A 17,550-nucleotide genomic window follows, 5' to 3' on the forward strand; every position below is an offset into this window, starting at 1 on the left:
TTAGCAGTAACATACGAAATTTGATGGTATTTACTTTCAGGGTATTAATCCTACAATCACAATACGTGAGTACTCTCATACGATAATATATATGTCATGTATACGCCATTGTAAAATAATTCTGTCTCGTACGCCGCGGCGGCGCGATTCGCGCCGGACGCGGTTGGCTCGATCGGCGTACGAATAACAATAGTACGACTGTTATTCTGCGGGACGACCGGTATTCTGCGCCGGCGTCGTTGAGGGCGCTGAGCGAGGGTTCGAGGCGATCCGTCGTCAGAACGGGCGAACGCGGCCTCCTGCGGCTGCGCCAGGGCTATATTTCGGTGATGCGCTCGTACTCGTCGGAGAGCGCGGCCGCGTCCTCGGGAAGCAGCGCCACGAGGAGGTAGCCGGCGTAGTCGTCGAGGTACTCGACGAGCGTCGCGATCCGCTCGGAGTCGATGGCCTCCAACGAGTCGAGCACCACGAACGGGACCGCCTCGTACACTTCGTGGGCGAGGTAGCCGGCGAGCGCGAACACGAGCCCCGTCACCTCGCGCTCGCTCTCGGAGAGGTGGTCGACGGTGTCCTCGTAGGCGGCCCCGGACGCCGACGTGCGGATGACGTGGAGCTCGAACACGGTCTTCGTGACCGTCCGACGCCCCTCGCGGACGTCCCGCTGGACCCGCTCGATCCAGATCCGGTCGAGGTTGTCGTAGTCGAGCAGCGCCAGCACGTTGTCCATGTGGGCGTTGAACTGCTCGACCGCGTCCTCCTCGATGCGCTCGATCTTCGTCCGGAGCGACTCGATCTCGTCCGAGACCGCCTCCCGCTCGCGCTCGATCTCGTCTTGGTCGGCGAGGCGGTCTTCGATCTCCGTCACGTTGCCGTCGACGCGTTCGAAGTCGTTCTCCAGCTTTCCGAGTTCGTACTCGAGCTGGTTCACCGCCTTGTGGAGGTCGAGCACCGCGCTGGCGTCGTCGTTCTCCAGCTCCTCGACCTCGGCCTGAATCGCCTCGATCTCGTCGGTCAGCGTCTCGCGTCGGTCGCGAAGGTCTTCGATGCGCGCCTCAATCTCGCCCTGCTCGCGTTCGATCGCGGACAGCCGCTCTTCGAGCCGGTCGCGCTCGCGCCGTGACTGCTCGTACTCGCGTTTTTCCGCCTCCAGCTCGGCTATCTCCTCTTCGAGTTCCTTCGCTCTGCCGACTGCCGTCTGGCTGCGGTCTCGCAGCTGGTCGAGCGTGGCTTCGATCTGCTCCCGATCGACGCGGCTGCCGCACGTCCAGCAGGTCACGTCGTCCGCCGCGAGCAGCTTCCCGGTCACGTCGTCGGCGTCCGCGTCGCCGAGTCCGTCGAACGCCGCCGACTCGGCGTCGTCGAGCATCTCCTCGTTGAAGCCGATGACGCCCTGAAGCTCGTTCACTCGACTCGTCACCCGCTGTTTCTCGTCCCGGAGCTGCCGTATCTCCGAGTCGATCTCGTCGATCCTCCCGTCCGGAACGTCGGGGAGATCGGCCAGTTCGCGCTCGAGTTCGCGCTGGTCGCGCGTGATCGCCTCGAGACTCTCTTGTTCGGTCTCGAGTTCGTACCGAGCGTCGTCCAGCGCCGACCGTTTCGACCCCAGCTCTTCGAGCGTCTCGTCGAGCTCGGACGCCTCGTCGCGGCTCTCGTCGACGGTGGCGTCGGCGGCTGCGAGCTCTTCCTGTTTCGCGCGCAGTTCCGCCTTCTTGTCTTCGATCCGCGACCGCAGGTCGCGCCGTTTCTCCTCCAGCGGCGGGAGCTTCTGTTTGAGAGCGTCGAGCTCGTCGAGCTCCGACTCGAGGGCGTCCCGCCGTTCGACGAGGCTGTCGATCTCCGCGTGAATGTCGTCGACGTCGACGGGCCGCATGATCACCGCTCTGAGGTCGGCGTTGACGGCCACGGCCCGGCGCGCCTCGTTCGATTCGAGGAGGAACGCGAACAGGTCCGCGGGGTCGGGGTCGTCGAGGTACGGCTCGCCCGACGACGTGATACCGTCCCCCCGTCGACGGAACCGCCGCGTGTACGTCTCGTCGCCGATCGAGAGTTCGACGGCGGCCTCGTCGGCGTCGCCCTTGACCGCGACATTCTCGCTCCCGAGCGCGGCCATGACGGCCTGGAGGAACGAGGTCCGGTTCGTGGCGTTTCGTCCGACGAGCACCGTCACGCCGGGCGAAAACGAGACCGACGTCTCTTCGATCCCCCCGATGTTCTCCGCGGAAAGGATGGCATCGTGATCGGCTACCTGTTCGATCTCCATTGGAAACAGTTGACAGCGGTGGACAAATAAATCTTAAGGACGGGCCCCCGAGTGGTCGCAACGCCGCTGGAACGACGGGTCGGCGACGCAGAAACCGACGGCGCGGTCACTCCGAACACTCGCACCCGCCGCGTTCGAGCAGCTCCTCGATCTCGTACCGCGTGCCGCAGTCCTCACAGAACACGTTGATCTCCGCGAAGACGCGAAACTCCCCGAGTCGAACGTGACCGCCGTTCCGCAGCTGGTCTAGCCGCTCTTCTGTGACCGTCGTCGCCCGCCCGCGGAGTCGCTGGATGTGCTCCGATTCGACGACCGTCCGCGGCCGGTCGTCCGTGGCGTGTTCGGCACCGCGGTCGTCCTTCAGGTACGACCGGATCGCTTGGTAGGTGACGAAGTCGCTCCGGAGGCCCTCGACGTCGACCCCGTTGCGCTCGAGTCGCCGTCGGGTCCGCGTCCGGTCGGCACTACCGACGTCGTCGTCCGTCAGCAGTCGGTAGATATTCTCGATCTCACCGTCGAGCGGCTGCATCCCCGCGTCCGCCATCCGCTCCGCCAGCAGCTGCTGGTTGAAGTAGTCGGCGAGCGCACGCAGGCTCAGTCGGTCGTCGCCGTCCGAAGTCCATCGGCGCTCCAGTTCGGGGCCCAGGCTCTCGAATCCGTACTCGTCGATGAGTCTGGCGACCTTCGTTCGCCGACCGCTCCCGTCGCCGCCCGACTCGTCTGAATCGCTCATACCCGAGGCACGTCCACCGAGCGGAATAGTCTTCTGGGGACGAACCGTCGCCGCGTCGCGAGGGGGAGCGACGGACGCGGTCGGTGGGCCGCCCGCACCGCTTCACGCTTCGAGAGTCAGTCCGGCCAGAGCCGGGAGCCAAACGCGGAACGGAACGGCGATCCCGTAGCGGCTCAGCAATCGATGTTGAACAAACTACCAGAGTACAGTACTATATTTATATTTGATATATCAGAGACATACTACCACCGACGATATCGTCTTGCTAGATTAGTCCGGTTAAAAGCGTTCTTTTGAGCTTTGAGGCGTATCTAGTAGTCCTCACCGTATCATTCGCCACGTCGGGGGGAAACATTCTTATTATAAATCTATAAGGAAATATTTAGAGAATATTCCAATTTATCTCGTTTTATTTGGAAGAAAATAGATGTAAAACAGTGTATATACTAATATTCGATCGTTCGATGTCATGGCTAAGTGAAATTATAATATATACTACTAAAATAACTACTTATCTGTTTCAATTGATTTTCGACCAGAAGTCACCGTGATGGTCAGGGTGGATTCGCCGCCGACACGTCCGAGTTCGCCAACGTCCCGCTCCTGAGCGACGCGATCGAAGAGCAGTTCGGTGACGACCGCAACGACGCCGTCAGGAGTGACCCGACGCTCGCGCCGGTGTTCGGAACGGTCTCGAAGCGGAGTACCCGAATCGGAGACGCTACTCGACGCCGAGTTCGCGGGCGGCGGCCGCCGATATCGTGACCCCGGCGTCGGCCGTGGTGACGCGCTCGTCGAGCACGTCGTCGAGCACCGCCCGGAGCTCCGCGATGAACGAACTCGGCCGTTCCACCTGGACGCGCGTCGTCGACTTGTCGGCGTAGTTCAGCCCGCGGTGTCGGACGTAGGTCCGCGCGAACGACCGCCGGACCGAGCGCGGCACGTCCCACACGACCGCCGGGAGTCGGTCGAGCGACGTCTTCGCGCCGGTGGGCGCACCCATCGCGACGAGGCACCGTCCGAGGACCGTCCCGTCACAGGTGGGGACGATCTCGGTCGCCCGGTTGGGTGTGTCGGCGTGTCGGGTGCGCGTCTCGACGCCGACGCGCTCGAAGGCGTCGCGGATCTCCGCGGCGGGGACTCGCTCGCCCGGCGCCACGGCGGGGACGTAGTTCCCGGCCGAGATGCTCCCGCCGGCGAGGACGTGCGCGAGCAGCTCGACGAGCGCGGCGGCCGTCTCGCTGTCGGGCTCCTGGCCGAGCCAGCCGCGGTCAATCGCGGTATTGATTCCCCGAACGGGATCGGGAACGGTGTCGTCGAGCCACCCGCGGACGCGCTCGGCGGGGAGATCGAGCGCTCGCCCGACGCGAACCCGGCCGGCGGTCGGGTGGTCGGCCGCGTACTCGCGGACGCGACGATAGTCGAGGACCTTCTCCCACGGGTCCGGATACACGCGGTCGCTGTAAGTCCGGGAGAGGGCTTTGGCCGTGGGTTCCATACGCACAGCCCACACGTCAACTAATTAACGCTGTTCGTCCGATTTTTTCCACTGATATTCGCAACAGTAGATACATATAGAAGAACTGTCTACAGTCGATCAACCAGCAACCGTTCCGAGCGGGCCTGAAGCTCGTTTCCGGACGTCAGCGCCGACGTCTGAGCGTCTGGTATCCCGTTCCCCGGTGGCCGCTGGATTCAATTATGAACTCAAGCAAGCAGTCGAACGCGGACGACAGGGCAGTGAGTCCCGTCATCGGCGTCATCCTCATGGTCGCGATTACGGTCATCCTAGCGGCCGTCATCGGGACGTTCGTGCTCGGACTCGGCGATCAGTTGGGCGACACCGCGCCGCAGGCGAGCTTTACAGTTGAGGATGTATCGCTGAATAATAGCGATCAAGTGGACGTGAATATCACAAAGACCGGAGGAGAAGACCTAGACCCGAGTCAGCTCACGATTTCTGTTGATGGTACTAGAAGTGGTACTATCGCGAGTAACTCCACCGTCGCAAATCCATGGCAGAGTGGAACTACAGCAAAAGTAGGGCCAGTCGGAAGTGGCTTCAACACTTCCGACACAGTGGAAATTAGGATTATTCACGATCCCAGCGGAAACGCGATCTTCGAGGACACGGCGACGGTCAGCTAACGTCGTAAACTACTGCTCGACCGCTCGTGTTCCCGTTTTTGCGCGTGGATTGAGACCGTCGACGAGCGGCTCCCACGAATCGGGGACCTCGCAATCACGCAACTCCGGGCAGATCGAGTTCGCTCGATGACGACAAACGTCAGCTAATGAGACTCTTTCTGCCAATTTTCGCCCTTGATACTCGTGCCAGTAAGTACATAAGTGGGTTCTCCCTACGCAGCAGTAGCCAGCAACCGATCCGAACGAGTGCGGGAGCGTCTCCGGCGTCGACGATGCCGGACCGTCTTGCGGTCTCGTTCATCGGTGGCCGCTGGGTTCAAACTATGAAATCACGCAACCAATCCAACGCGGACGACAGGGCAGTGAGTCCCGTCATCGGTGTCATCCTCATGGTCGCGATTACCGTCATCCTGGCGGCCGTTATCGGGACGTTCGTTCTCGGACTCGGCGATCAGTTGGGCGATACCGCGCCGCAGGCGAGCTTTACGATTGACGAGAATGGGTCAGACAATATCAGCATCACCAAGACAGGCGGCCAGTCAATTGACGGAGCCGATCTCGCACTCTCCGTTGACGGCGCTCGGGTCAACGAGTCCATCGGCGGTGGTCCCTGGGAGTCCGGTGAACAACGGGTGATTGACGGTGATGGCGCTTGGGACAGTGGCGAAGCCGAAGTCCGGATAATCCACGAACCGAGTGGAAACGCGATCTTCTCGGATACGTGGGACTTCTGATCGCGTAGCCCGTCTCTCGCCTCTCGCGGCTTCTGTTCTTATCCGATTCCTCGCGCGAGTACTCGGTCGAGAGCCGCTGAACCGTCGCAGTTCAATTCGTCGAGCCGTGAGCATCTACAGATAAGCAAGGCGAGTGCCTCGGGGCTTGACCCCGAGGGTGAAGCCGACATTCAAACGTGTTCTGTACGTTCGATATACTGTTCAATCGTCTCGCTGGATACCTGACCCGCCGTTCCGATGTAGTACGATTGTTCCCAGAACCCACCGCCCCACAGGTACTCCTCCAAGTACGACTCGTGCTGTTCCCACATCTCCCGCGCCGTGATGCTCTGGACCGTCCGTGCAATCTCGCTCGGTGCGTGCTTCGGGTGGGCTGAGAGGAACAGATGTACGTGGTCGGGCGAGATGTGCAACGATAGTATCTCGTAGTCGTACTCGTCGCATACGTAGCGGAAACTCGCTTCTAACGAGTCCTCGATTGGTTCGAGAATCGCGTGACGGTATTTCGGACACCACACGAAGTGGTAGTTGACGTTGTACACGGTGTGGTAGGAGGGGTACAACCTGTCGCTCACCGACGACGGTAACGTGGAGTTCCGCATCAGCGCGAAGCCGTATAACCACGTCAAGGGCGTCCTCAAAGGGAGTGACGCCACCCTCGACATTCTCCAGACCGCACTCGAAAGCGACGAGTGGAAGATTGGGACGGCTGAAGCCCTATTCCACAACGACAACCCCGAGTTGCACGTCAACGTCACCAACACCGAGCAGACCGTTCGAGACAAGCAGGACTCACGAACGGTCGTCGGCGTGGACGTGAACGAAGACAACGTGGCCCTCACCGCACTTTCCGAGGATGGCGTTGAGGATACGTTGGTTATCGACTTCCCCGAAATCAAGTTCGAGCGCCACCGCTACTTCACGATGCGGAAGCGCGTCCAGAACGCGGGGAAGGACAGCATCCACGACACGTTGGAAGGACGCGAAGAACGGTTCGTCCGCGACCGCCTTCACAAAGTGAGCCGTCACATCGTGGAGTGGAGCCGTCAGTTCGAGAAGCCGTGCATCGTCTTTGAAGACCTCAAAGAGATGCGCGACAGTATCGACTACGGCACGCGGATGAACCGACGCTTGCACCACCTCCCGTTCCGCGCCCTCCAGTTCTATACGTCGTACAAGGCGTCGTTCGAGGGTATCCCGACTGCGTGGATTGACCCGGCGTACACGAGCCAACGGTGTCCGATGTGCGGACATACGGAACGTGCGAACCGCCACAAGAAGCGGTTCAAGTGTCGGTCGTGCGGGCATCAAGACCACAGCGACCGTGGTGCAAGCGTTAACATCGCCGTGAAAGGCGTGAAGAAACTTGATTGGAATGTGCCTGCTCTCAACAGCCTTCCCGTTGTTCGGAAGGTGCGACGGCAGGCATCGGGGGCTGTGGACGCCCCGACCGTGACCCACCCGACCGCCCGAGGCTATCAGGCCGATGGTCGGATGGGAGTGTCCGACTAACCCACGGGAAGCCTCGGGGCTTGACCCCGAGGCGGTTCACACGTCGGGAATTGCGCTACGATAGCGGGTACGAAATGCCCCTCGTCGTCACAGGGCCGACCGCGGAGATCAACACATCGACACGGGAGAACGCCCCCCACTAGGTTAGTGACGGTGCTAAACAGCACGGAAGGGCGCGCTTCGCCACCAAGAACTACATAGCAGTATAGTCCACTATTACAAACTGATTAATTCGGGAGCGTACTACCTCCGTTCGAACCCGACCCTCGGGCAAACTGCTTCGGCTCTGGACTTTACCACATGAACACGAAACCTCAGTTCAGTAACGATGTCGAGACGCGACACGAACGGTTCGAAACCGACAGCCACGGGGAGATCTACATTGTCGGGGATGTCCATGGAAGCCCAAACATTCTCGAACAGCTCCTCGCAGAGCTCGAATTAGCGGACGACGATCTTGTCGTCTTCGTCGGTGACCTCGTGCGAAAAGGGCCGGACAGTCCTGGTGTTATCGATCTCGTCCGTGAGGATCCGCGTCTCGTCAGCGTCCGGGGAAACAACGAGCAGAAGGTCGTACGTGGCGACAAGAATCCGGACTGGCTCCGCGACGGTGACCGCGAGTATTTCGAATCACTTCCAGTCGCGATTTCGTTCGACAACGCGCTCGTCGTCCACGGTGGTGTCGACCCGCAGCGGTCGCTGGCAGACCACACCGCCGAAGAGCTGTTGACGATGCGTTCCCCGCACGGTGACGGGTATGATGGACCGTTTTGGTACGACGACTACGACGGACCTTACCGCGTCTTCTTCGGTCACACCGTTCATGACCGCCCGGTAGAGCGCGAACACGCCGTCGGTCTCGATACCGGCTGCGTCTACGGCGGAACGCTTACAGCGTACGACTATCGGAACGACGAATTCCGCACCGTAGAGGCGAAGACGCATCAAGAACGTGCCAACTCGAAAATCGTCGATCCGGCCTGAGCGACACCGGTGAACGGGAGCGGGGTGACAGACGGTGTGCTGACCGGAATCACTCGTACTCGGTCTGAAGGCGGTTCCGTGCTCCGTCACGCGTTTTGAAGTATCGTCGTTCGCCCGCGGCCGTCCGAACGGCCCACTCGTACGTCTCACTGTCGGGGCGGTACCAGCGATCCGGGTACGCCTCGAACACGGACACGTCTCCCCCGTCCGAGTGGGCCTGTTTTTCGTCGGCATCTGGAGGGGCTTCGTCCGACTCCTCGGGTCTAGCGGCTGTCTCGGTTTCCGTGACCTCCTCAACGAGAAGCGCCTCCTCGATCAGATCCGTATCGACGACCATTCCCGGACCGTAGCCGTGGTCGAGTGCCGCTTCCGTAGCTGCCATCAGTAGCTCTTGGATGTCTCGAACCGGGTCGTCGTCGGAGGAGACCGGCTCGTAGGTTCCGTCACTCTGCATCACCCATCGACGGCGGTTATCCGTTAGCGACGCTTCCAAAATGAAACGGAGCTGTTCGCGCAGTTGCGTGTCTTCGACCGGCGTGACCGCTTCGACTCGATAATCCAGATTCCGGGTCATCCAATCGGCGGACCCGATGTACCACTCGGGACTGCCTCCGTTCTCGAAATAGAATATCCGAGCGTGTTCGAGGAATCGGCCGACGATCGAGTGGACGGTGATATTCTCGCTCAGTCCTTCGATACCGGGACGGAGCCGGCAGATATCTCGGACGATCAGATCGATTTCGACGCCGGCCGTCGAAGCGCGATAGAGCTCCTCGACCATCGATGGGTCCTCGAGCCCGTTTATTTTGACTACGATCCGTGCCCGGCGACCGGCACGAGCGTGCTCGGCCTCCCGTTTGACCATCTCCGTGAACCGCTCGCGCATCGTCACGGGCGCGATCAGGAGCTTCCGAAAGCGATCGTCGAGCGTCGGTCCGGTAAAGAAGTTGAACACCTTCGTGAGATCGAACCCGATGTCCCGATCGGCCGTCAACAACCCCAAGTCGGAATACCCTTTCGCGGTCCCGGAGTGATAGTTGCCGGTGCCGACGTGCGAGTAGAGCTGAACGCCGTCGTCCTCTTGGCGCACGACGAGCGCCGTCTTCGTGTGGGTCTTCAACCCAACGGTCCCGTACGCGACGTGGATGCCCTCCTCTTCGAGTTGCCGAACCCATTCCAGGTTGTTCTTCTCGTCGAACCGAGCCTTGAGTTCGACCATCACCGCGACCTGCTTGCCGTTTTCGGCGGCGTTGATGAGGCTCTGAATGACTTTCGAGTCGCTCGCCGTTCGGTAGATGGCCGCCTTCACGGCGAGCACGTCGGGATCAGTCGCAGCCGCGTTAAGGAACCGCTGAACCGTTCCCTCGAACGAGTGATACGGGTGATGCGCGAGGATATCTCCGTTTTTAATCTCATCGAAGATACTTCTCATTTCGTCTCCGGTGTCACTTGCTAGCGAGCCCAGTCGCGGGTGGGGCTTGGGTGACCACGCCGGAGACTTGAGATCGGGACGATTGATATCGATGAGCTCAAAACAGTCCTCGAAGTCGATCGGTCCCTCGCGGTGGAACACCTCTCGGTCGTCTACCCCGAGCTGATCTTTGAGAATCGCCAGCGACCCGTCGGGCATATCGGCGTCGACCTCCAGCCGAACCACCGTTGCGAAGCGTCGCTGTTCGATAACCTCCTCGACCATATCGACGAGGTCTTCGGCGACTTCCTCGTTGCGCCGCACTTCGGCGTTCCGGGTCACCTTGAACTTCGATACGTCACGGATGTCGAGATCGGGGAGTAACAGATCGAGATTACATTCGATGAGGTCTTCGATGAGAACGTACCTGTCGGCCTCGTCGGAAACGCTGATGAAGCGAGGTTGATTCGGCGGAATCTTGATCCGGGTGAATGTCGGCTCGTCGCTCTCGTCCGACGAGAGAACAGCGAGCGAAAGCGAGAGATTGGAAATGAACGGGAACGGGTGAGCGGGATCGAACGCGAGCGGCGTCAGCGTCGGCAGGATAGACTCTTCGAAGTGCGTCCGTAGCTGTTCTTGATCCCCTTCGGATAACTCTTCAGGGGTACAGATCTCGATCCCTTCGTCGGCGAGTGTCGGTTTGAGAACGGACTGCCAGTATTCCGACTGCTGCGCAAAGAGCGGGCGTGCGGTGTCGAGTACCTCGACCCACTGCTCTTTTGCTGTCCGCCCGTCCGGCGTCGTCTTCGTCACACCGGCATCGATCTGCTGTTTGAGCCCACCAACGCGCTTCATGAAGAACTCGTCAGTGTTCTTCGTAAAGAACGCGAGAAATCGGAGCCGTTCGAGCGGCGGATTCCGATCGTCTGTTCCCTCTCGGAGAACTCGCTCCTGAAACGCCAGCTCGGACAGTTCTCTGTTGAGGTAGTACTCTGGGTCCGTGAGGTCTCTCTCGGTCACAGAACCACCCGCATGGAGCAAGTCGATGCTGTGAGCCGACTCCTGGGCCTACGAAATCGGGATTGTCCTGCTATCGCTGACTCAGTGGGAAAGGTCCCTTCCAAATGGGAGAGCGATACTCGCCTTTCGGGTCCACCCGATTGTAGTCGGTTACTCTTCGGCATCGGGTCAGAGAGACGAGACTTCGACAGAGGATTCAGGTGCCGACGGAGACCCCTCGTCACCGGACGGAGTACCGTCCGGAAGCCACGTATCGTCGCGTTCCGTCCACTCTTCGATCGGAAGTTGCTGATGAGTCTCTGAGGGAAGGACAATTTCAGTTGCGTCAGAAACTATCCCGTACTTTCGAATCCCCATCTTGGGTTCATTGAGATCGTGACCACGTAGATGGGTGTTCACGTGAGAGTACAGGTCCTGTTTTGAGTACTCATTTCGTCGGCCTTCGAGTGCGCGAACGGCGTTACAAATCGGGCACCTGAGGAGCACGGCGGATTCCATGAGTAACGGGTGGTACGCTAACTACAAGAAGCCCGATTTATACTGCTACATACCAATATATAATATCAATAGAGCATTATATATCACATTTAAATAATTTTGCTGGCATGATCGCCATGCGAGATACGATCCGTGTATCGTGCCGCAGAGTACGATATTCGGTTCTGATGACCCTAATGAGATCACCCCGTCTAGATAATAGTAACAGTTTTAGAAAACGATACAGAAGGCCAGAACACAATGCCCCCCACCGGCCGACGCGCACTTCTGGCGGGCACGAGTGCGGTGCTTACTCCCCTCAGCGGCTGTGCGGATCTGGGTTCGTCCTCGGATCAACGCAACGGGGAATCCGACCCACATTGGGTGAGCACGTACCTCGGTGACCGTGAAGAGACCCACCGCGTTACGGTCACGGTTACGAATGCGAATAGCGACGTCCTTTTCGAGCGGGAATACCAGCTCTCAGACAGTAACGAGGCCGACGAGGATGCGACGTTTCCGGCGTCGACCGACCCCGAAACGATCGCTGTGACCGTCGACGGAACTAGGTTCGAACGCGACTGGCCGGGCTTCGAGCAGCGGGCACTTCCCTGCGACAGCTCGAACGAGGCCGGTGTCGAGATCTACGTGGAGAATGCTCAAGACGGGACGCCGGACGTTCAACTCGAAGCAGACTGTCAGTCGATCACCGGCGCGTGAGGCTGCCTCGCCGACGCGTCGGCGATCGTCTGAAACTGCGCCGGGTCTCGGAAGAATTCCCCGCCTGTGTCAGCGATCGCCGACCGGTCGATGTACTCGACGCCGTCCCCGTACACCGCTAGCACGGGCTCGTCTTGGAAGTCGCCGACCGGGCGAGACGTGGCGCACTCTATCGCGACGTACGTCCCTCCCGGGAGCGTCGGTGCGTCGGCGTACGCCGCCGGGAGGTCGTCCCTGTGAACGCCCGCGAGCATGTGATCGGGGAGGATCACCATCGCGGTCCGGTAACCGAACGCCGGCTGCGAAAGCATCCCGACCAGCAGATACGTGAGGTCCTCGCAGTCACCGCAGCCGTCGACGAGCGTCTCCTCGACGGTTCGGATGTAGTCCGGCGCTCCCGTCGATTCCGCGTCCGTCACGTATTCGAGCGAGTGGACGAGCCCGATCGCTGCTTCGAGACGGGCCGACTCGGGAAGCGATCGCCGAGCACCCCTGCCCGTCGCGCTCGCGTCGACGAGCGCCTCCGTGAGCCGCTCGGCGTGAGCGCTCGCCTTGGCCGCTTCGAAGCCGCTCAGGTATCCGTGCGCCTCGTCGGCCGCTTCTCTGTACGCGGACCGTTCGATTGGAAACTCCAGACGCCACTCACGCCCGGACCGGTCCGTCCACTCATACGTCATGGCGTAGCCGTCCGCGGTCCATTCCCGAGCGACCGAATCTCTCCCGTCGATGGGTGTCGGCCGCGTCGGCTCGCTCGCAGAAAGAGACAGCGCCACAGACCGCAGATCGGACAGTTCGACGACCGAGGAAACGCCGGCCCCGAGCGCGACTCGGTCCAGTGCCGTGTTGAGAAGCTCCCGTCGTTTCATGCCCACCGACGGATCACCTCGGATTCGTTCTTTACTGGGAGAGGCGTCCGAATCGGCGGCGGGCGAAACATCTGAGTCCGCGTCGACCGGGGCTTCGGATTCGACGGGGACCGGCAGCGTCGGGCCTCCCGACCGTCTCGCCCGCCGCGGTCGTGGTACACCCGGGCGGTTATCGGAAGCATTCGGGCTTGACGACGGAGTCGACGTCCACCGTCACCCACGCTGACAGCCGCTCGTCATCGGTCGCCTCAGCTGGGAACACCGTGACCCGATCGGGACCCGACGACCGCCTGTCGACCTGATGTACCAGACCGGTGTACGCGGGAGTCGCTGATCTCCGTCCGGTCGCCTCGTCGTTCCTCGGCCTCCGGTTGGTGTCCGTTGTCATCTGTTACTCGATCGGGCCATTCGGCGGCCTGCGCTTGAACGCTTATAATAGGTGAACGGACGCGTCAGAAGCCAACCGGTGGGATATATACTCGTCGTGACCGGTCCGTTGTACCCGTTTTCGCCCGGCGAAGACGAGTCCTCTCCAACATTTAATTCGCAGTTTCTAGATTAAAATAATTCGGCCATGGCGCGGCCCCGGACGGGACTCGGGAGATGGGCGACCATGTCATAGTCGGTTTGGTGCAAATTCGATTCGCTCCTGATCAGAGAACGCCCGTTCGGCCACTAATCTCGTATGGAGCGATATATATCACTCATAGCAATGAAAACCGTGTCTCAATGAAATCCCCTGCTGTATGTCCTCGCCAGAATGCGGGACGTTGTCTCCGGTACTCGATACGCTCCACACCGGTGTGGCGATCTATGACGCCGCCTCCGGGGCTGTTATCGACGCGAATGCGCGACTGGAGGAAATCCTCGGTTACAGTTCGGACCAACTACGTGAGCTCTCAGTGGCGGAATACACGGCGAACACCTACCCGCACACCGAGTCCGAGTTCCACAATCGACTCTCCAAGGCCGCCAACGGAAGCCCGCAGCAGTTCGTATGGCGAGCCAAACGAGCGGACGGCGAACTCATTTGGATTCAGGTGTTCATTTCGCGACAGCGCCCGACGGCGGACCGCTGTGTCCACGTCGAGGTACGAGATATCACACGTCACTACGACGCCCATCATCGGGCGGAGCTGTTCTGGCGCGTCCTCCGGCACAACCTCCGGAACGAGGCCGCGATCATCATCGGATGCGCGGAGCAGGTAATGAAAGGCACCGAGAGCGAACCGTCCGAGGAGATCATCTCGACTATTCGGTCCAGAGGCGAGAAGCTCGGTAACATCGCGACGTCCGTGAAACAGATCGAACACGCGGTGACCGACTCGCAGACGAACGTCGTCCGGGTTTCCGCCGCGAGCGCCGTGCGGGACGTCGCAGACCGAATGGGTGCCGAACACCCTGACGCGGACATCCGGATCAGCGAACGGAAACCGATGTGGATCGACGTCAACGACGCGTTCGAGTACGCGCTCGCACACGCCGTCGAGAACGCGATCGTCCACAGCGACGACGAGGCGCCGGTCGTCGAGATAACGGTCGGCCCGTCGCCCAACACCGGTCGCGCGGAGATCCGCATCGAAGATGCGAATTCGCCAATCCCGCCCGAGGAGATCGCCGCGCTGTTCTCGCCGACCGTCACCACGAGCACGTCCCACGGCTCCGGGATCGGCCTTTTTGTGATGAAGTGGTGCGTCGAATCACTCGGCGGAGAGGTGTTGTTCGAATCGCGGGATTCCGGGGGAAACGCCGTCTGCTTACTGTTGCCGCCGAAGCAGCTCCCGGATTCGACGACGACCGATTGAGTTCGTCGTTCGCGACGGCGCGTACGTCTCGGCAGGAGTTGTCCTACGAAGCTCAGTCAGCACGAATACATCCCTAATTCACTCTATTGGATATCGAGCCGAGCTCTGTCGGAGGCGACGTGTCCGGAGACGAAACGGAGGGGTTCACGAAAACAACCGGAGCGACCGTACCTGTAAATCACCTCGATAATCGCAAGCCCACACGCAGACATACGGAGCAGAACAAATGTCTATTGAGCCGAAAGTGATGTGTTTCACTTGGAGATCTCACCTGTCGGTAATTCCGCCTTCGAATCCGTCTCTGAGGTGCGATTCGAGTTCGCAGCGGGGAGCCAAGTGGGCGGCGCGATCTCCCGATCCGAACGGTCCGAGAATCTCTCGAGGCCCGCGAAAAGGTTGAGGCACAGTAGGCGCTCACTGTTTCTGTCGGACTGCTCGTTCCCGCTGACCGGCCCTGTTCGGCGTAGCGTTCCCAGCGGAGTCAAGCAGCGTCACGGGCGTACAGACGCACGGCCCCTTTGTCAGGTCGTACAGCCGGTTACCGTGGACGAACGGGCTCATCCCGACAACCCCCGTTCCACGTCTCGCTGGCCTTGCGGACGGGGTTCATCTACGGGTCCGGCGTGTGGACATCTATTGAATCCGATTTCAGGATCGGGTTCGGAAGGAATAGATTTGTCTCTTTTTGTGATTTAACAAGCCTCTACGGAAGAATTAGCATTAATTGTGGAACGGCACATGAAGAGGCGGGCACGACGGGACTTGAGTCCCGTAATTATCCCGCTGTAATCGGCTTGAATTTGTATGACACTCATTGTTGTATAATCCGCCAGCGGCGGTCTGCCTTCTCGCGCTCCGAAGCGCGGTCGTAGTGCTTGTCGAGAACGTCCTCGCTCGCGTTGAGCTGGTCCGAAACGACGCCCCGAGGGACGCCGTCGTTCCGATACTTGGTCACCCGCGCCTTGCGGGCATCGTGCGGCGACCGAGCAGACGGACACCCGCTCACGTGCCGGAACGTCGCGAATTTACACGACTCCGGATCCTCGTCGTGCGGGCACTCCTTCCCGATGAAGCACGGGCGAGTCCATCGGTAGAATGCCTTCCGGATGGTCCCGGCCGCGATCCGGCCCGCGTCGGTAGTCACGAGCGGGTTCCGGCCGTGGTCGTCGACGGCGTCCGTCCGCGGACCGTCGATGTAGTCCTGTAAAATCTGTGCGACTCGGCGGCTGACACGGTTGACCCGCTCGCTCGCGGCGTCGTTCTTGAGCGGGGTTCCGGTCTCCGGCCGGTGAACGAACTCGATCGAGGGCTTGTTGCCCTCCAAGTCGAGATCCTGGAGATCCAGCGACCGGACCGCACCGAGACGCGCGCCCGTGTGCCAAATCAACGCCCAGACGACGTGGTCGCGGCTCGCGTACTCGTACCGAGAGAGGTACTCGACGATGTCCGCTGCTCGCTCCGGTCGAAGGTACGAGTCGCTCACTTCGTCCTCGCGGGTGAGCTTCACGAGCGGCACCTTCTCGTACAGATCTGATGGGACCGCTTCGATCTCCCCACAGAACTTGAGGAACGACCGCAACGTCGAGAGGTTCGAGTGAAGCGTCTTCTTGGCGAGTTCGTCGACCTTGCTGTTGCTATACCCTCCCTCCCGGCGCCAAATCCGGTATTCGTACAGGTCCCGACCGGAGAGTTCGTTCAGATTGTCGATCGAACCCTCTTCGCGACACCACTCGACGAACGGCCGAAGTTCGCTCTGGTGGGTCGTCTGGGTCCACTCGGCGCGGTCCTCTTTCATCCGGTCGAGGTGCATCTCGACCGCTCGCTCGGGCGGGATCGGTTCTAACTCGTCACTCATCGGATTCCTCCAGATCTCCCGTCTCGTCGTTCTCGCCGTCCTCATCGTCGTACATCGCGAGCTGCTCGGCGATCCGGCGGGCGTGTCCGCTCTCGTCACTCACGCGGATCCCTCCTCACCGTCGAGATCTCGGTCGTAGGGGCCCACCGTCGTCACGAGCCGCACCCGATCACGGGTCAACTCGGCGCCAGTCTTGCGATCGCGGAGAGTCTGAAAGACGCCGTCGTAGTCGTCGCTCGCGGCGCACTTCTGACACCAGAAATGGTGATTCGTCGGCTCCCACGAGCGGTGGCCTCGGGGGCACACGAACCGCCACCTATCCTGCCGGTCTTCGATCCGCACAACTTCTTTCGGAGGCATCGACTCTGACCGAAGAGACGGTGTTAAAAAGAGAAGATCCAGACGCGGGCGGTGAAACTGAAAGTAGTCGCCTCCGACGATTGTGTTGCGGTTCCTCGGTCGATCGGGGATTTCAAACCCCGGCGCGTAGTGGTCGAACATGGCTTTCGTGGCCTAGACACGGAAGCCCACGCGGACCCGCTGTCCCAGCAGCGGGGTCCGCTTTTGCGAACAGTGGGGCCCATCGAGGCATGACGGGTCCGCGACAGTACTTCCGTATCAGGCACACACGTATACAGGGTACTTAATTTTGATGCTGTTCTCTATCAGTACTAAATGAGCTTTCAATCAAATACTGGCTATTACCACACAACTAAGACCTGTCTAACGGTATTCTCAGGTCATGAGGCCCGTGGTGAGTTGGATGACTAAGTCCGATGATGCTATCCTAGAACTTCTCGATGAGTGTGGGATAGCGATTCCCCCACGGGCGATCGCGTTCAACGTCGACAATGTATCGCGCCCCACGATCGATCGACGTCTTCCAAAGCTTGAGGACGCAGGACTCGTGGAACGCTACACCGATCCACAGGGATACACTCGGATCACTAATCGTGGTCGCGCCTACCTCGCTGGCGAACTCGACGCTAGCGACCTCGGAGACGAGTGAGGTGGGTCACGTCGCT

The 17,550-nt window shown here is 60.5% G+C and carries 15 protein-coding genes and 1 pseudogene; 7 read left to right on the forward strand and 9 right to left on the reverse strand.

The features are described 5' to 3' along the window. Positions 1 to 316: 316 nt before the first annotated feature. From F3H13_RS09930 to F3H13_RS09940, 3 genes are all read right to left on the reverse strand, one after another. Positions 317 to 2,260: an archaea-specific SMC-related protein gene (locus F3H13_RS09930; protein WP_149798876.1), complete on the reverse strand. Its 1,944-nt coding sequence runs from the start codon at positions 2,258 to 2,260 to the stop codon at positions 317 to 319. A 106-nt stretch (positions 2,261 to 2,366) separates the two neighbouring features. Next, entirely contained in the window at positions 2,367 to 2,993 is a 627-nt protein-coding gene (gene rdfA, locus F3H13_RS09935; protein WP_149798877.1) for a rod-determining factor RdfA, read from the reverse strand. Between the two features lie 721 nt (positions 2,994 to 3,714). Beyond that, entirely contained in the window at positions 3,715 to 4,491 is a 777-nt protein-coding gene (locus tag F3H13_RS09940) for a hypothetical protein (RefSeq protein WP_149798878.1), read from the reverse strand. 203 nt (positions 4,492 to 4,694) lie between these two features. On the opposite strand from F3H13_RS09940, the gene F3H13_RS09945 reads away from it, so the two are divergent. Beyond that, a complete protein-coding gene (locus F3H13_RS09945) occupies positions 4,695 to 5,141 on the forward strand; it encodes a type IV pilin (protein WP_149798879.1) in 447 nt (148 codons plus the stop codon). Positions 5,142 to 5,464: 323 nt separating this feature from the next. Next, on the forward strand, positions 5,465 to 5,875 hold the full coding sequence (locus tag F3H13_RS09950) for a type IV pilin (RefSeq protein ID WP_149798895.1): 411 nt from the start codon (positions 5,465 to 5,467) through the stop codon (positions 5,873 to 5,875). Positions 5,876 to 6,045: 170 nt separating this feature from the next. Here F3H13_RS09950 and tnpA read toward each other — a convergent pair whose 3' ends face one another. Then, entirely contained in the window at positions 6,046 to 6,477 is a 432-nt protein-coding gene (gene tnpA / locus F3H13_RS09955; RefSeq protein WP_149798880.1) for an IS200/IS605 family transposase, read from the reverse strand. Here tnpA and F3H13_RS09960 point away from each other — a divergent pair. Both F3H13_RS09960 and F3H13_RS09965 read left to right on the forward strand, forming a co-directional pair. After that, a pseudogene (locus F3H13_RS09960) lies at positions 6,428 to 7,387 on the forward strand (RNA-guided endonuclease InsQ/TnpB family protein); the annotation flags it as partial. The gene tnpA and the pseudogene F3H13_RS09960 sit on opposite strands and share 50 nt — an antisense overlap. A 300-nt stretch (positions 7,388 to 7,687) precedes the next feature. After that, entirely contained in the window at positions 7,688 to 8,371 is a 684-nt protein-coding gene (locus F3H13_RS09965; RefSeq protein WP_149798881.1) for a metallophosphoesterase family protein, read from the forward strand. 49 nt (positions 8,372 to 8,420) lie between these two features. Here the strand turns inward: F3H13_RS09965 and ppk1 are convergent, their stop codons facing one another. Continuing rightward, positions 8,421 to 10,802, reverse strand: a complete 2,382-nt coding sequence (gene ppk1, locus F3H13_RS09970) for a polyphosphate kinase 1 (RefSeq protein ID WP_149798882.1) — start codon at positions 10,800 to 10,802, stop codon at positions 8,421 to 8,423. Positions 10,803 to 11,663: 861 nt separating this feature from the next. On the opposite strand from ppk1, the gene F3H13_RS09980 reads away from it, so the two are divergent. Continuing rightward, the gene (locus tag F3H13_RS09980; protein ID WP_149798884.1) at positions 11,664 to 11,999 is read left to right on the forward strand and encodes a hypothetical protein; all 336 of its coding nucleotides are present in this window, start codon (positions 11,664 to 11,666) and stop codon (positions 11,997 to 11,999) included. Here F3H13_RS09980 and F3H13_RS09985 read toward each other — a convergent pair. Then, complete coding sequence (locus F3H13_RS09985) at positions 11,978 to 12,676, reverse strand: hypothetical protein (protein ID WP_223174404.1); 699 nt, start codon at positions 12,674 to 12,676, stop codon at positions 11,978 to 11,980. The two genes, F3H13_RS09980 and F3H13_RS09985, sit on opposite strands and share 22 nt — an antisense overlap. Positions 12,677 to 13,034: 358 nt before the next feature. Further along, entirely contained in the window at positions 13,035 to 13,253 is a 219-nt protein-coding gene (locus tag F3H13_RS16730; RefSeq protein ID WP_149798885.1) for a DUF7511 domain-containing protein, read from the reverse strand. A gap of 358 nt (positions 13,254 to 13,611) precedes the next feature. Here F3H13_RS16730 and F3H13_RS09995 point away from each other — a divergent pair, with 358 nt between their 5' ends. Beyond that, positions 13,612 to 14,670, forward strand: a complete 1,059-nt coding sequence (locus F3H13_RS09995) for a PAS domain-containing sensor histidine kinase (protein ID WP_149798886.1) — start codon at positions 13,612 to 13,614, stop codon at positions 14,668 to 14,670. 811 nt (positions 14,671 to 15,481) lie between these two features. Here the strand turns inward: F3H13_RS09995 and F3H13_RS10000 are convergent. Continuing rightward, positions 15,482 to 16,525, reverse strand: a complete 1,044-nt coding sequence (locus F3H13_RS10000) for a tyrosine-type recombinase/integrase (RefSeq protein ID WP_149798887.1) — start codon at positions 16,523 to 16,525, stop codon at positions 15,482 to 15,484. A 99-nt stretch (positions 16,526 to 16,624) separates the two neighbouring features. Continuing rightward, positions 16,625 to 17,026 (reverse strand): hypothetical protein, encoded by a 402-nt coding sequence (locus F3H13_RS16360; protein WP_223174405.1) that lies wholly within the window; start codon positions 17,024 to 17,026, stop codon positions 16,625 to 16,627. Positions 17,027 to 17,267: 241 nt separating this feature from the next. On the opposite strand from F3H13_RS16360, the gene F3H13_RS10010 reads away from it, so the two are divergent. Continuing rightward, positions 17,268 to 17,534 carry an ArsR family transcriptional regulator gene (locus F3H13_RS10010; RefSeq protein WP_149798888.1) on the forward strand — a complete coding sequence of 89 codons (267 nt, stop codon included), beginning with the start codon at positions 17,268 to 17,270 and terminating at the stop codon, positions 17,532 to 17,534. Positions 17,535 to 17,550: the final 16 nt, after the last annotated feature.

The sequence above is a fragment of the Halorubrum xinjiangense genome (assembly GCF_900102375.1).
Lineage (GTDB): Archaea > Halobacteriota > Halobacteria > Halobacteriales > Haloferacaceae > Halorubrum > Halorubrum xinjiangense.

Coding starts and splice junctions, on each gene's coding strand:
- F3H13_RS09985 (WP_223174404.1), bottom strand. CDS start 12,676: ATGACGTATGAGTGGACGGACCGGTCCGGGCGTGAGTGGCGTCTGGAG.
- F3H13_RS09965 (WP_149798881.1), top strand. CDS start 7,688: ATGAACACGAAACCTCAGTTCAGTAACGATGTCGAGACGCGACACGAA.
- F3H13_RS10010 (WP_149798888.1), top strand. CDS start 17,268: ATGAGGCCCGTGGTGAGTTGGATGACTAAGTCCGATGATGCTATCCTA.
- F3H13_RS16360 (WP_223174405.1), bottom strand. CDS start 17,026: ATGTTCGACCACTACGCGCCGGGGTTTGAAATCCCCGATCGACCGAGG.
- F3H13_RS09950 (WP_149798895.1), top strand. CDS start 5,465: ATGAAATCACGCAACCAATCCAACGCGGACGACAGGGCAGTGAGTCCC.
- tnpA (WP_149798880.1), bottom strand. CDS start 6,477: ATGCGGAACTCCACGTTACCGTCGTCGGTGAGCGACAGGTTGTACCCC.
- F3H13_RS10000 (WP_149798887.1), bottom strand. CDS start 16,525: ATGAGTGACGAGTTAGAACCGATCCCGCCCGAGCGAGCGGTCGAGATG.
- F3H13_RS09930 (WP_149798876.1), bottom strand. CDS start 2,260: ATGGAGATCGAACAGGTAGCCGATCACGATGCCATCCTTTCCGCGGAG.
- F3H13_RS09945 (WP_149798879.1), top strand. CDS start 4,695: ATGAACTCAAGCAAGCAGTCGAACGCGGACGACAGGGCAGTGAGTCCC.
- rdfA (WP_149798877.1), bottom strand. CDS start 2,993: ATGAGCGATTCAGACGAGTCGGGCGGCGACGGGAGCGGTCGGCGAACG.
- F3H13_RS09940 (WP_149798878.1), bottom strand. CDS start 4,491: ATGGAACCCACGGCCAAAGCCCTCTCCCGGACTTACAGCGACCGCGTG.
- F3H13_RS09995 (WP_149798886.1), top strand. CDS start 13,612: ATGTCCTCGCCAGAATGCGGGACGTTGTCTCCGGTACTCGATACGCTC.
- F3H13_RS16730 (WP_149798885.1), bottom strand. CDS start 13,253: ATGACAACGGACACCAACCGGAGGCCGAGGAACGACGAGGCGACCGGA.